Raw genomic sequence first — 14,079 nt, 5'->3', positions numbered from 1 at the left:
AAGCACTAGGCACATGCGCTCGCCGATGGGCGACAGCGCGTGGATGGGAGATTCGCCGTCATGGGTAAACGGCTTCGCAATTGGGCGATGATCGGAGTGGTTCTCGGGCTCTCCGCAACCATGGGTGCGGGGTCCGCACTCGCGGCGGGTGGATCGCCGCCTAACGGTCCGATCGATGCAGTCGTAACCGGATCCGACCTCAAATTTGCCTGCAGCCAGGAAATCGAGGGCTCGAAGGACGTGGTCGGCGAACAGTTTTACCGCTGGATGCTGATGGTTCAGTGCCGGGCTGTCGTCGGCGCGATCGTCACGATGATTGAAGCCGGGCAGTTCGCCCTTGACGGCTCGCCGCGCTGGCAGTGCGTCACGGTTCCCGAGGATCTGCGTGACCTGTCGGCAACGTTCGTGACCTGGGTCGGGCGACGGCCCCCGTTGATGCGCGAACCCGCGGCAGTGGCCTTTGTGGAAGCCATTGAACTCAGTGCGCCGTGTCGGTCGTCCTGAGCCACGGACCGCTCCGCTCTCTTTCAGGGCGGCTGTGCCGGGAAATGCGCCGAGCCGGCGAATTGACCGTTCGCACGGTCCGCCAATAATGGTCCCTCACCGGATCGGAATGACATTCAGAAGGAACCTGAAATGAAGTGGGCGGCTCCCTTTTTCGCACTCATCGTAAGCGCCAGTGTGGTGCAGGCGGCAGCCGAAGATTGTCCGCTGGGGCCGGAAGGCAACTTGTGCAAGGCCGAGAACGGCGACGTGCACGCCATGTACATGATCGGTCGCGAAGCGTATGACGCGGCGCGCGAAAGTGGGGACTACAGCGATGCCTATCGATGGGCGTCCCGTGCACGCGCGGCCGGTTTCCTCGGCGGGCGCATGCTGTTCAAGATGGTTCATTTGCAGGCGGGCAAAGGCCAGCACCATGACAACGTTGAAGCGCACCAATGGATCACAAAGGCCATCGCCGAGGGCGAGGATTATCTGATCCCGTGGAAGCGCCGACTGGAACGCATGTTGACGCCTGAGCAGCTCAAGGCAGCGTTGCGCGCAGAGGCGGAGTAACCCGCTCCGGGAACTTCCGTTGGCGGCGCCACGCGATCAGCGGGGCCGGTTTCGGTTCGTAACGAAGCTCCGGTCTGCCGTCTCAGACACTATTGCTGCGAAACAGCGCGGCGCGGACCTTCCAGTTGCGCCGCCTCTTCAGCCGTAATCCGGTTGCCGGCATCGTCGAAATAGACGCCCTTGATGTGATCTTCGATGTAGGTCGCGATGCCGGCTATTTCGCGCTTCGACATCGTGCTCTTGAACTCTGGCATGCCGCGGTCACGAATCCCGACGGTGATCACGTAAACCAGGCCATCGTGATCGAGCAGCGTGACGCGTAGGTCGGCCGCGAAACCGCCGTACGCTGGTCCGCCACGACCATCCGCCTTGTGGCAGCGGGCGCACTCGTTCGGAAATTCCGTGAACACGATTGGCGGTGGGCCTGAACGTCGTGGTTTCTCATCGGCCGCTATGGCCGGGCCAACCGGCATTGCGAATGCCGCCAGGCCAACAACTGTTGCCGCCGTCAGACCGACGAGGACTCGTCCTTGCTTGTTGAAATCGTGCATGTCGTGAAATCCGGCCCACTGGCGGAGCCCGGCCTGTGTAAGACGCTTCTGTGGGACGCTTAGCTTTTCAGATCAATTTCTGAGACGCGTCACCGCCGGGGGCTGGAGCGACCAGTCGCGCCCGGAGAAACAAAGTGCGGGCCGGCCGCAAGCGGCCGGCCCGCATCGAAATACGCCGTTTAGAGCGCGAACACGTACAGGACGTTGCTCGGCACAGCGGCTTTCAACTCGGGTGTCGAGTCGGTGAACCACTGCGGCCAGGCGCCGCCCAGGCCGACCTGAATGGCAATGTACTGCTTGCCGTCAGCCTCGTACGTCATTGGCGGTGCGTTGATCGACGAGCCGGTCTCGAAGCGCCACAGCTCCTCGAGCGTGGTGTCGTCGAGCGCGACCACGGCACCATCAGCCGTGCCGGTGAACACCAAGCCGCCGGCTGTCGACAGAATGCCGCCCAGCATCGGGAACTCGGTCTCCCACTTGCGCACGACCACGCCGGTCGATACGTCGATCGCCGTCACGCTGCCGGTGATCCGGCCCGAGCGCGGGTCGTCGAAGGTGAAGTACGGCGCTCCGCCGAGGAACCACTGCCGCGTTGACGGGTCGAAGTTCTTCGGAGAAACCGCAGCAAACGCCTTGTTGCAGCTCTCGATCACCGGAATGTAGTACAGGCCGGTGTGCGGGCTGTAGGAGGTCGGAGGCCAGTTCTTCCCGCCGGTGTGCGCCGGGCAGGAAATGCCTTCGATCTCGCTCCGCGCGCCGACTTCGGTCAAGTCGCCACGGTACGCCGCCGTACCCGGAATGTAGTGCTGAACGTCCACGTTCGGATCGTACGCGTTGGGTCGGCCGTTCTCGTCGAGACCGTCCGTCCAGTTCAGCTTCTTGACGAACTGCGTGCCCCAGACGTACTCGCCGGTTGCACGGTCGAGCGCGTAGGCGTAACCGTTGCGGTTGGCGTGCAGGGTCGCGCGCACGAACTGGCCGTTGATCACGGTGTCAACGAACGTGTTCTCCGCAATCGAGTCGTAGTCGTACGGGTCGTTCGGCGTGTGCTGGAAGCCCCACAGGAATTCACCCGTGGTCGCGTCCACCGCGATGGTGCTGTCGGTCCAGAGGTTGTCGCCGGGACGGTAGGCGTTGTCCCAGTCCGGACCCGGGTTGGCCGTGCCCCAGACGATGATGTTCAACTCGGGGTCGTAGGAACCGGTTACCCAAGTCGAACCACCACCGGTCTTCCATGCACCGTAGTCGTCCTTCCACGTCTCGTGGCCAGGCTCGCCCGGCCCAGGAATGGTGTGGGTGCGCCAGATTTCCTCGCCGGTGTTGATGTCAAGCGCAGCAATCCAGCCGCGGACACCGAACTCAGCGCCGGCCATGCCGGTCACCACCGTGTCTCTGACGATCAGTGGCGCGCCGGTTATGGTCTCGGCGATGCCCGGGTCAGCCACCTGGGCCTCCCAGATCAAGCTTCCGTCGGTCTTGTTCAGGGCGCGTATGCGACCGTCGATGACCGGCGACAGCACCGTGTTGCCGTGCAGCGCCACGCCACGGTTGTTGATGCCGCAGCACAGCACGCTCGGTGCCCAGTCCTTGTCGGGCTCGGGGTCCGACCTCCACACCGTGATCGGCTTGCCACCACGCACGTCGAGCTTGGTCACCACTCCCCAACCAGTGGTCAGGTAGAGGAATCCATCCTCGGCAATCGTTGTGCCTTCCAGGCCCGCGAACGGAAACACCACCGGGTCCGTGCCGCCGCCCTGGATGCTGCCCATGGCGTAGGTAAACGCGACCTTCAGATCGCCGACGGTGTCCTTGTTGATTTCGCGGAGACCCGAGAATCGGTGGGCCTCATAGTTGCCGTGATGGTTGATCCAATTTTCCGGCTCGGTCTCACTATTGACCAGACGGTCATGGGTAACGTTGCCGGCAAGCGCGGTACCGGCGAGCAATGCCGCGCCAATTGCTCCGACGGCAAGTGGGCGCAGGCTGCCCAATCTCTCGAACCTCATACAGGCTCCTCCCAGTTCGGTGCCGGCCGCCGCTTACACCGGGGTCTGAAACATTTAGACGCGTGAACGAGCACGCGTCTACGTTCCAGCCCGGCGTTCCGCTTTGGACCGCCACATCCACTTGATCCGGGACATCCCGGACCGACGCCAACAGCCGCTAGCAGACGCTGGCATCGGCGAGGATGCTAGCATTGAAGCCGTGTACCGGCGAATCCCGCCGCATTCTGCGCTGCAACCGGTGGTTGAACGTTACGAACACCGTCGCTACGGGAGCAGATTCTGGCTGTCCGTCTGGTCGTGCGAAGCCGCAGGATTGCGAGTTCCCGCCCGCCGATACGGGGGCAAGGTCACCGGGCGAGCATCCGGTTCGCGCGACCGCTCACCGGCAACGCTGGACGCGCAGGCGCAACACCGTTCGCGGCTTGTGCTCCATGCCGATCTCCTGACCGCGGCCGGCACCGGTTTGCCCGGCACCGGCACCCGTCGCCACTGATCTCAGACGACACACGCCCGACTGCCGCCCGCGCAGACGGCGTAAGGTTGTTCCGGGAGAACCTGGTTCGCTCATAACCAGGGCTGGCGACCAGTCCGACAGGAAGGCTCGTGCATCGTTGCGGGACTTTCCGTTGCGGGAGCATTCCGCGCCCACGCAGGCGAGCCGAGCGATGCTGCACGCGAACACGCCTCAGCGCCTATCCCGGCCGAATCACCTACCTGCACAAACACGCGACGCGCAGGCTGTAGTCGACGGGATATTGGCCCTTTCTTGAGCCCCTCCCTATGCTGGAACCGGACGGTTCCGCGCGCTAGCACGGAGGCGTGGAGGTCACGTCGTGAATGCAGCGAGCGGAGGCGAACGCCGGGCCGACCGATCAAGTCTTGCCGCGGTGAAGGCGTTGGTCGCGGACGATCTTGCTCGCGTCGACCACACGATCAATGCGAACCTCGCCAGTTCCGTCGCCCTGATCCCGGAACTGGCCAGGCACGTGACCGATGCCGGTGGGAAGCGCATCCGCCCCCTCGTCACGCTGCTCGGCGCCCGCGCCGCGGGTTACCAAGGCCACCGCCATATCGGGTTGGCCGCAGTGATCGAATTCATTCATACCGCGACCCTCCTGCACGACGATGTCGTCGACAACAGCCTGGAACGCCGGGGGCTCAAGTCGGCGAACGCCATTTGGGGTAACGCCGCCAGCGTGCTGGTGGGCGATTTCCTGTTCAGCCAGGCGTTCCGGCTGATGGTCGCCGACGGGTCACTGCCGGTTCTGCGCCTGTTGTCCAATGCCGCTGCGGTCATCGTTCAGGGCGAAGTTCTGCAGCTCGTCACCACCGGCAAAACGACAACGACGGAGAACGAATATTTGGAAGTGGTCAGGGCCAAGACGGCACAACTGTTTGCCGCCGCCGCCGCCGTCGGCGGTCACCTGGTTGAATGCGGCCCTGACGTGCTTGCTGGGCTTGACCGCTATGGCGAACAGGTCGGAACCGCATTTCAACTGACGGATGACGCCCTGGACTACCTGGGCGAATCTCACGAGACCGGCAAACCCACCGGTGGCGATTTCCGCGAAGGCCGCCTGACGCTGCCCGTCATCATTGCCTATGCGCAGGCCGACCGGCGCGAGCGCGATTTCTGGGATCGGACACTGGGAAAGGGACAGCAGACGCCTGACGACTTCGCTGAAGCGTGCCGGATCATCCGCTGTCGAGGTACCGTTGCCCTGACGCAGGAGCGCGCAGTCGCCTGCAGCGACAATGCAATTGCTGCGCTCGAAGTCCTGCCCCCCAGCCCGTGCCGCGAAGCGCTCGCCGATTTGGCTTGTCTGGCCTGCAGCCGCAAGCAGTAACCGATTTCATCCGACCGCTGATTTGATCATCGTGCGGTTGCAGGATTGCGCCCACGCCGTCGGACGGGCTATATGCTGGCCGGTAGGCGCGGAGTGTAGCTCAGCCTGGTAGAGCACTGTCTTCGGGAGGCAGGGGCCGCTGGTTCGAATCCAGCCACTCCGACCACACTTGGCCATACCCTTCAGTGAGGAACCCCGGTGCTGCGCCTAGCCGCTAATCTGACCATGCTCTTCGCGGATGAACCGCTGCCGGAGCGGGCGGAACGCGTGCGTGCCGCAGGATTTCGCGGGATCGAAATCCTGTTCCCTTACGATTGGACGGCAGCGGAACTAAAGACGTGGATCCGAGCGGCCGACGTCCAGTTGGTGCTCATCAACACGCCGCCAGGCGACTGGAGCAGCGGCGAGCGCGGGCTCGCCGCCCAACCCGGCCGCCAAGCAGATTTCCGCTCGGCGTTCGGGCAGGCGCTGGACTACGCGACGCAGCTGACCTGCCCACGTATCCATGTCATGGCAGGGCTGCGGTCCGAGGAACGGGAAGCCTGCGACGCCTGCTTTGTCGACAATTTACGTCATGCGGCTGAAGAGGCCCGTCGATTCGACATCGACGTTCTGATCGAACCGTTGAATGACCGCGACGTACCCGGGTACCACCTCTCCAGACTGCACCACGCGCGACAACTCATTACCGCCGTCGCCCGCGACAACGTCCGTCTGCAGTTCGACCTCTATCACACCCGCATCATGGAAGGAGACGTGAAAGCAGCCTACGCCCGCTTTAGGTCGCTGGTCCGACACGTGCAGATCGCCGGACTTCCCGGACGGCACGAGCCGGACGGCAGCGAGATCGACGGAGGGAAGCTGCTCCGGATGCTCGATGCGAACGGTTATGCGGGCTGGGTCGGCTGCGAGTATCGCCCCCGCACGACCTTTGAAGCCGGCCTAGGCTGGGCAACGGACTTCGGCATCACGGCCCCTGCGGAAAGTCCTGCGTCGTAGCTCCCTGGGGCCCTGCCCCGTAACCACTCTCCAAGGTTCCTCCCGGCGGATCGAAGCCCCCGGCGCAGTTTGCGCGCCGCTCTGCCGCCGCAGCCTCCTGGGAGGCGCCCTGTACTGCGCTCCCAGCTCCGGGTTCGCGGCGTCTTACCGAGACTCCGGACAATGCATTGTGCGTCGGCATGCATCGAGGTTGACAAGCATGGCGGCAGGCGATTCCGGAACTGCGCCGCTAGCGACTGGTTATTCGTAGTTGATGTACAAACAATGTGTTGTGCAAGGATCCCGGTGTTCGTGTTCAACGCTGCATCACCTGCGCGGCGGATCGCAACCCACATTGGCGCCCCAAGCCGCTACCTGCGCTTTGGTATAGTCGTACCGCGAACGGCAGCGCGGAGCGCCGGGAGTTCGTGCCTATCGCAACAGTCTGCGGGAGTCCCTAATGGCCGCCATTCTCACTTCCCTTCGGAATACCGTCATCGCCGGTTTCGTGCTGGCCCTCGTGCTCTTCATCTTCTACTACATGGTCATGGGGTATTCGGCCGACGCGTTCCCCGCTTTCTTTCTGAGATGGTTGCACGTCATTTCAGGAGTGATGTGGATCGGCCTGCTCTGGTACTTCAACTTTGTCCAGATTCCCAGCATGCCGGAAATTCCGGACGACCAGAAACCCGCGATTTCCAAGGTCATCGCCCCACTTGCCCTGTGCTGGTTCCGATGGGGAGCCATGGCCACGATCGTGACCGGCCTGATTCTCGCGTGGATGAACGGCTACATCATCGAAACCCTGACACTCGGTATCGTCGGCGGAACCTCTTCGCAGACATTGCTGGGCATCGGCATGTGGCTGGGAATCATCATGTGGTTCAACGTCTGGTTCGTGATTTGGCCCAACCAGCAGAAGGCCTTGGGTCTCGTCGAGGCAGACGCCGACACGAAGGCTGCTTCCGCCCGTACCGCGATGCTCTTCTCGCGAACAAACACGATGCTGTCGGTACCGATGCTGTTCGCAATGGTGAGCGCCCAGAACCTCTAGCACCCGCCAATCCTGGTATTGCTCCCGGCGGGGTACCGCCAGTACCCCGCCGGCCTAGTCTGCCTGAACCGTCGGATTGACGGACGCGGCGGTGTCCTGCGCACCGTCCGCTGGGAGCCGCACCACCATCGGTTTCCGTCATCGCAGGAACAGGGCTGAACCGAACCCGGCCGCACCGTAGACCAGGCAGTTACCCACGCTTGCCCCGCCGCGGACTTCGGTTGCCCCTGAACGGCGACAGTCAGCGTCCGCCCGCGTCAAATGCGGTGGCTGCGGTTGTTTAGGCTGGCTGTGCGACTCTGGACGGATCGCCGATGTCGAGCGTCGTCACCCGGCGCATCTCGCGCCGGTGGACGGTGTCCTCGAACGGGCAGGCACGGTGCATGGTTGCGCGATTGTCCCAGATCACGACATCGCCTTCACGCCAGGAATGGCGATACACGAACTCCGGTCGCGTGGCATGCTCCATCAGGTCCCGGAGCAGCAGGCGTCCGTCCGCGACGGGCCGATCGACGATCCGGGATGCGTGGGATGCGAGGTAGAGCGAGTGCCGCCCATTCCGTGGGTTCATCAGCAACAGCGGATGCGTGGCTCCCTTGAGACGGTCGCTCTCTTCTGCGGAAAACTCGAAGCCCAGGGTCTGGCGCGAATACGCGATCGAGTGGTGCACGCGGAGCCCCTCGAGGCCCACCCTTCTTGTTTCGGGCAGCGTGTCGTAGGCGGTCCGCATATCGGCAAACTCGGTGTCCGCCGCAACCGGCGGCACCGCCAGAGCGGCCAGCATCGAATAACGGCCCCTCGGGTCCTGAAACGACGCGTCGGTGTGCCAGAGTCGGTTGGCAAGGACGTAGGAGCGTTGCCGCGCATCGACGCCAAGAACCTCGCCGTCCGCGCCGATGTTGGAGACGTCCGTGAGCGCCTCGTCGCCGAAACGGCTGGGCTGGAGCACGCTGATGCCGGTCTTGCGGTGCAGTGTGCCATCGAACCGGGTCGCGAAGGCAAGATGCTCGTCACTCGACAACTGCTGCCCGCGGAAGACGAGTATCGCGTAGCGATCCATTGCTTGCCGAATCGCCTCGAGCTCCGCGTCGTCATGGACATCACGAAGATCCACCCGGCTTGCTTCAGCCACAAAGGACGGGTGCAGTTTCTTGAATGTGAGACCCATCTGCCTATCCAAAGAAACGAGAGGATGGTAGCCACCATAACGCGCCGTAGCGCACCGCCAACCTGGAGAGGCTGGCCGGCGATCACCGTTCAGTCGGTACTTCCCGGAGGGCCCTTCTCGATCGGAAGTTCGGGATCCCGAGCCCACTCCCCCATCGATGCGTCGTAGAGAGTCAGGTCCGGATATCCGAGCTGGTGCAGCAGGAACAGCCCAACGGTCGCGGAGATGCCGCCCCCGCAGTAGGCGACCACGTGCCGGTCCGGGCTCACGCCGACGGCTTCATGCGCGCGTCGGGCCTCGTCCAGAGAGACGAAGGTTCCGTCCGACGGGTCGAGCAGGCTTGCCGCAGGAACGCTGACGCTTCCGGGAATGCGGCCGGGGCGCCCGTATCGGCTGGGCCCCGACCCCAGGAAAAACTCGGGCGCGAGCGCGTTCACCATGGTGGCGGCGGGGTCGCCTAGCCTGGCTAGGACATGATGCCGGTCGACGAAGAACCCGGCCCGCGGGCAGGCATCGAAGCAGGCCGGGGGATAGCTTTCCCGGTCGGTCGAGACCGGGCGTCCCTCGGCCTGCCATTTTCCGAATCCTCCGTCCAGCACGGACGCTCCGTCGAAACCGAACGACCGCAGCATCCACCAGACCCGGGTCGCCCACATGATGCTGCCGTTCGAATAGAGCACCACGCGGGAACCGTTGCCGATCCCGAGCCGTCCGATTGCCGACGCAAACCGTTCCGCGGATGGCGCCATGAAGCGAAGACGGGTGTCCGGATCCGAGATGGTTTCCTGGATATCCAGAAACACTGCGCCAGGAATGTGGCCGGCCTCGTATTCGGCGATTCCGGGGACGACACGATAGGGAGCGTCATCACCTGGCTCGGCTGGCAGCAGCCACGTGGTGCAGTCCACGATTCGAAGATCCGGACTTGCAAGTTCGGATTCGAGTGTGTCGGTTTCGACAAGCGCAGTGGGCTCCCGCCATTCGCCGAGATCACTTCGCATCGGCTGCTCCCTCTTCATTCCGTCCACGGCCACCGGATCGTATACGGGCAAGCCCGGTGGAGGCGAGGTGTCGTGCCAGGTTCGCTGCGTCGGAGAGGGATGTCATCTCCCCTCGCCGGGCGCAGGTCCGCGTTCAGGCGTGAAACGACCGGACCAGCTGTCCCGGCGTCGCCCCGGAAACAGATGTTCCCTCAGGACTGGTTACCCGGATACCGTTGACCCACACGCCATGCAGCCCTTCCGCCGTTGCCACCAGCCGCGGTGCCCCCGACGGCAGATCGTGGACCCGCTTCGACAAGCCCACGCCAACCCGATCCGGATCAAACAGCATCATGTCGGCCGCCTGCCCGGGCACGAGCCGGCCCCGTCCCGGAATCCGCATGATGTCGGCAGGGCGGCCGCTCAGGCGGTGTACACCCTCTTCCAGCGAGAACAATTCCCGGTCACGCACCCAGTGACCAAGCAGGTGCAGGCCAAACCCCGCGTCGCAGAAGAACGTGAGATGAGCTCCTGCGTCCGACAGGCTAACCAGGCTTCGGTCGTGGACCAGGGCCTCGCTCACCGCATTTTCATCGGTGTTCAGCAGCTGGGCCACGAACAACGTCTCAAGGCCTCCTTCGATCGCATGATCCAGCAGCCAGTCAAGGGGGTCTTGTCCCGCTGCGGTCGCGAGATCGCGCAGCGACCGTTCCTCGAGCGCCGAATTGCCGCCCGGGGACACCTCCCGGACGATGATCTTTTCCCAGTCCCCGTTGAAGATCCGAACCTTGGCCGGGACCGCAAGTTCTGCCCGTACCGCAGCACGGAACTCCCCTGACGCGTAGACCGATTGCAGGCCTTCCGTGCCGTCGGCCGTCATTGCCGGCTTCCAGGCGCTCAACCCCTCGAACAGGTAGGGGCTTGCCATCGTGAACTCCAAGCTGAGGGGCCGGCACGAGACCTGGCCCCACATCTCGTTGCCGCGCTTGGCAGCCGCATCGAGCCGCGCCAATCCCAGCCGGACCCCGTCCGGGCGGGTCGGATTGTGGAGGAAAGCAGCCACGAGCACCGGTCGACGGGCTTCCGCGCCCATCTTCTCGAGAGTGCCGAGCTTGGTCCCGCTACCGGCAGTCAGCATGAAAATCCCGCGTCCGGTCTCGCCCATCGCCCGCACCAGGGCCCCCACCTCAGCTTCCGAGGCGAAGCGCGATGGCATGGGGACGCCGTTCTCGCCGTTGTGTCCCTCGAACGTGGTTGTCGAGAATCCGATCGCGCCGGCGGTGACGGAATCGCGCACGATCTCCGCCATCCGGCTGATCTCATCGTCGGTGGCCTCTCGTTCCGTCGCCGCCTGACCCATCACGTACGTCCGGACCGACGAGTGTCCAATGTACGACGCCACGTTCGGAACCAGTCCGCATCGTGCCAGCAGGTCCAGGTATTCCGGAAAACTCTCGAACTCCCAGCGCACGCCTTCCCGAAGTGCCGACAGCGACATGCCTTCCACATGCGTGAGATTCCGCAACGTCGCGTCGCGGTCCTGTTCGCGGCACGGCGCGATCGTGAAGCCGCAATTGCCGATCACGACGGTGGTGACACCCAGCGACGGCGATGGCGAGGCGCTCGGATCCCAGGTCAGCTGTGCATCGAAATGCGTATGCGTGTCGACAATCCCGGGTGCCAGCGCCAGCCCGTCCGCATCGATCGTCTCCCGGGCGCTGCCGACCTCGCCGCCCCGGGCAACCACCTGCCCGTTTTCCACCGCCAAGTCACCGTGAAACGACGGCTTGCCGGTACCGTCGACGATCAACGCATTGCGGACGGCGAGGTCGTGCATCGGACGCTCCTACTGCAGCATGTCGGCGACCGCGTCGATCGCCGCCTGCGCGCACTGCTCGTCCTGGTCTCCCGTCGCGCCGCTGATGCCAATCGCGCCGACCAACGCACCGTCAGCCATGCGAATCGGCAGTCCTCCGGTCAAGGCGGTCACATGGTGAAACTCGCCAAGCGCGGGCGCCCGGCCGGGTTGTCCGTCCTTCCCGTGCACGATTTCGCCGAGCGTGCGCGTTGGAATGGGCAGGCGGGCAGCCGACTGCGCCTTCCGCAATGCGATCTCGAAGCTGCCGAGGAAAGCGTCGTTCTGGCGTCGGAACAGCACCAGGTCCGCCCCACGATCAACAATCGCAATGTTGACGGCCCGGAAGTTCTCTTGGGTCTCGCGAAACGCCTCGCAGGCATCGGCCATGGCCTTGGCCATCCCGAGGGTCAGCATCGGGCGCATCTCGACATGCGCGTCCGACGCGGCGGGGGCGAGACCGGCAGTAAATACTCCGGCGATCAACAGACCTGCAAATTTCTTCATGGGGAAACTCCAATTGGGATGCACCGTGAAATCGTAGCGCGCAAAAGTGAAGATATGGATTCACGCCGCGTGGTGCATGCTGCAGCTGAGGCCGTTACAGCAATCCAAGACGATACAGGTCTCGGGCCAACGAGTCGGGCAGACCTGGATCAATGACGGTGGCCCGGTCCGGCGGCGCCAGGCTTGCATCGAGATACCGCCAGCCCTGGAACGCCCGATGGCGGCGCGGTTCGGTCGTGACCAAGTCCGGGTGAAACACCAGTTCCACCCCTTGGGTACCTCTGGCATTGGTCGCGTCCACGATGTCCAGCAAACGCTGTCGAACCGAGATATGCCCCCGGATCACCCAGTAGATCGACCCGCCCGCCAAGAGTTCGGCAGCGCGCACCGGACGATTACGGGTGAAATGGGCGAGCCGCCCTTGCCCCTTGGCAGCCGAGCGGAGGCGACGCTGCTGCGCCCGGCGTAGCGCGACCGGCGACTCGATCCCCTGAGCGATCTTGAGCAGATGCAGAGTTGGGCGAGCACTCATGCTGGCACCCTCGCAAGACGGCCTGCGCCCGCGTGCTTCCGGCCTAACGGTTCCCGGGCATGAAGGTCACGGACGCCCGGCAGATGCGGATGCCGCCACGCCCGACGGCGCGGCACCTTGTTCTCGTCGACGCCCCGGGGCCCGTCAACCGCGGTGGCGATGTACCCATTGATCATGGGTCCCGTAGCCCAAAGGGTGGAAGCAGAAGCAGGGTCCGTCACCGGCACGCTACCGGAGTCATGGAGAGCCGAGCGCATCGGGCCAGCGAGTATGGCAGCTACACATCGCGCTTGGGCCCTACGCGGACGTGCGAGGACTGGGCCTGGTGTACGATCTCCCGCGTCAGGGATCGTGAAGCGCCCACCCCCCGCGCCGCCGATCGCGGCGATGTCGGCGGGTCCGGACACGCGGCCGACATGATCGACGGGTGTCCTCAGGCAACCGCTCGCCCAATTGGCGATTTCTGGTCCAGCGGCAGTCACGAGCTGTCCGCTGGCGGCGCCGAGCGCAGCGGATGCCTTCCGTGGCAAACGGCCTGGGAAGGCAGACCGTCGGGGAGGAAACACGATGGCACGTACCTTCTTGCGAATTAGCTGTTGGGCCGTCGTGACGTTGCTCCTGCTGGCCGACCCGAAAGCCTCCCTGGCATCGGATCACGAGAATCCTGCCACCGACCCGGAACTGCAGCAGCTTGAGCGGCTGATCGTAACTGGAACGCGCATCCGAAGGCCTGATCTGACCAGCTCCAGTCCCTTGGTGCGGACGGATGCGGAGGACCTATCATCCCGGGGCACCGTCCGGGTGGAGGACATGCTCCGCGACCTCCCGCAGGTATTCGTCCAACAGGGGGCAGGCCAGTCCAACAGCGCCACCGGTACGGCAACGCTCAATCTCCGCCGGCTGGGGGCCGCCCGTACGCTCGTTTTGGTCAACGGCCGCCGCGTCCCGGTCGGGTCGCCGCTCCAAGGGGGCATCGGCGCCGACGTCAACCAGATCCCGGGCGCGCTGATCGAGACCGTCGACGTGCTGACGGGCGGCGCCTCGGCCACCTACGGATCGGACGCTGTGGCCGGTGTCGTGAATTTCCGGCTCCTGAACGACTTCGAGGGCGTCAAGCTTCAGTATCAATTCAGCCAGTACCAGCACGGCAACGATGACGGGCGCTGGCAGCGAATCGTGCGGGAGGCCGGCTACCAAACTGCCGACGGTTCGATCCGGGATGGCGACATCTCGAATGCATCGCTGGTGGCCGGAACTGGCTTCGGTGGCGGCCGGGGCAACGTCACGGTCTATGCAACGTACCGCGATATCGAGGCGGTCCTCCAAGGGGACCGGGACTACAGTTCGTGTGCCTTGAGCAGCGATCTGACCATGTGTTCTGGCTCCGCCACCCAGCCCCAGGGCACCTTTTCGGACTTTGGCCTGCTGAAGGCGCAGGATCTGGACGGCTTCGACTACAAGGTAGAGCGCGACCAGTTCGTGCCCCGGGACGGCACTACCTTCAACTACGGGCCACCCAACTACTTCCAGCGTCCCGATGAG

13 protein-coding genes and 1 tRNA gene are annotated in these 14,079 nt (G+C 64.4%); 7 read left to right on the top strand and 7 right to left on the bottom strand.

All coding sequences use genetic code 11. The annotated features are described in order from the left end of the window. Positions 1–60 precede the first annotated feature (60 nt). Together OXH60_00070 and OXH60_00065 are read left to right on the top strand one after the other, a co-directional pair. Positions 61–504 carry a hypothetical protein gene (locus OXH60_00070; protein MDE0710521.1) on the top strand — a complete coding sequence of 148 codons (444 nt, stop codon included), beginning with the start codon at positions 61–63 and terminating at the stop codon, positions 502–504. Positions 505–636: 132 nt separating this feature from the next. Beyond that, positions 637–1,059 (top strand): hypothetical protein, encoded by a 423-nt coding sequence (locus OXH60_00065; GenBank protein ID MDE0710520.1) that lies wholly within the window; start codon positions 637–639, stop codon positions 1,057–1,059. A gap of 89 nt (positions 1,060–1,148) precedes the next feature. On the opposite strand, the gene OXH60_00060 is transcribed toward OXH60_00065, so the two are convergent. Continuing rightward, a complete protein-coding gene (locus OXH60_00060) occupies positions 1,149–1,610 on the bottom strand; it encodes a cytochrome c (GenBank protein MDE0710519.1) in 462 nt (153 codons plus the stop codon). A gap of 179 nt (positions 1,611–1,789) precedes the next feature. Continuing rightward, a complete protein-coding gene (locus OXH60_00055) occupies positions 1,790–3,616 on the bottom strand; it encodes a PQQ-dependent dehydrogenase, methanol/ethanol family (GenBank protein ID MDE0710518.1) in 1,827 nt (608 codons plus the stop codon). A gap of 833 nt (positions 3,617–4,449) precedes the next feature. On the opposite strand from OXH60_00055, the gene OXH60_00050 reads away from it, so the two are divergent. From OXH60_00050 to OXH60_00035, 4 genes are all read left to right on the top strand, one after another. Beyond that, the gene (locus tag OXH60_00050) at positions 4,450–5,463 is read left to right on the top strand and encodes a polyprenyl synthetase family protein (protein ID MDE0710517.1); all 1,014 of its coding nucleotides are present in this window, start codon (positions 4,450–4,452) and stop codon (positions 5,461–5,463) included. An 89-nt stretch (positions 5,464–5,552) separates the two neighbouring features. Further along, positions 5,553–5,629, top strand: a tRNA-Pro gene (locus tag OXH60_00045). 32 nt (positions 5,630–5,661) lie between these two features. Further along, positions 5,662–6,462 (top strand): TIM barrel protein, encoded by an 801-nt coding sequence (locus tag OXH60_00040; GenBank protein MDE0710516.1) that lies wholly within the window; start codon positions 5,662–5,664, stop codon positions 6,460–6,462. Between the two features lie 439 nt (positions 6,463–6,901). Next, on the top strand, positions 6,902–7,495 hold the full coding sequence (locus OXH60_00035; protein MDE0710515.1) for a urate hydroxylase PuuD: 594 nt from the start codon (positions 6,902–6,904) through the stop codon (positions 7,493–7,495). Positions 7,496–7,775: 280 nt separating this feature from the next. On the opposite strand, the gene OXH60_00030 is transcribed toward OXH60_00035, so the two are convergent. The 5 genes from OXH60_00030 to OXH60_00010 form a co-directional block, all read right to left on the bottom strand. Then, positions 7,776–8,663, bottom strand: a complete 888-nt coding sequence (locus tag OXH60_00030; protein MDE0710514.1) for a TauD/TfdA family dioxygenase — start codon at positions 8,661–8,663, stop codon at positions 7,776–7,778. An 89-nt stretch (positions 8,664–8,752) separates the two neighbouring features. Next, positions 8,753–9,664, bottom strand: a complete 912-nt coding sequence (locus OXH60_00025; GenBank protein ID MDE0710513.1) for a sulfurtransferase — start codon at positions 9,662–9,664, stop codon at positions 8,753–8,755. A gap of 133 nt (positions 9,665–9,797) precedes the next feature. Next, the gene (locus OXH60_00020) at positions 9,798–11,480 is read right to left on the bottom strand and encodes an amidohydrolase family protein (protein MDE0710512.1); all 1,683 of its coding nucleotides are present in this window, start codon (positions 11,478–11,480) and stop codon (positions 9,798–9,800) included. Positions 11,481–11,489: 9 nt separating this feature from the next. Further along, a complete protein-coding gene (locus OXH60_00015; GenBank protein MDE0710511.1) occupies positions 11,490–12,005 on the bottom strand; it encodes a heme-binding protein in 516 nt (171 codons plus the stop codon). 94 nt (positions 12,006–12,099) lie between these two features. Then, positions 12,100–12,537, bottom strand: a complete 438-nt coding sequence (locus OXH60_00010; GenBank protein MDE0710510.1) for a DUF1489 family protein — start codon at positions 12,535–12,537, stop codon at positions 12,100–12,102. Positions 12,538–13,104: 567 nt separating this feature from the next. Between OXH60_00010 and OXH60_00005 the strand changes: the two genes are divergently transcribed. Next, the coding region (locus OXH60_00005; GenBank protein MDE0710509.1) for a TonB-dependent receptor plug domain-containing protein at positions 13,105–14,079 on the top strand (975 nt) is incomplete at its 3' end.

The organism is Rhodospirillales bacterium (assembly GCA_028824295.1).
Taxonomy (GTDB): Bacteria; Pseudomonadota; Alphaproteobacteria; order TMED109; family TMED109; genus VXPW01.
Note: the sequence above shows the minus strand (reverse complement) of the source record. Positions and strands in the feature narration are given on the sequence as shown.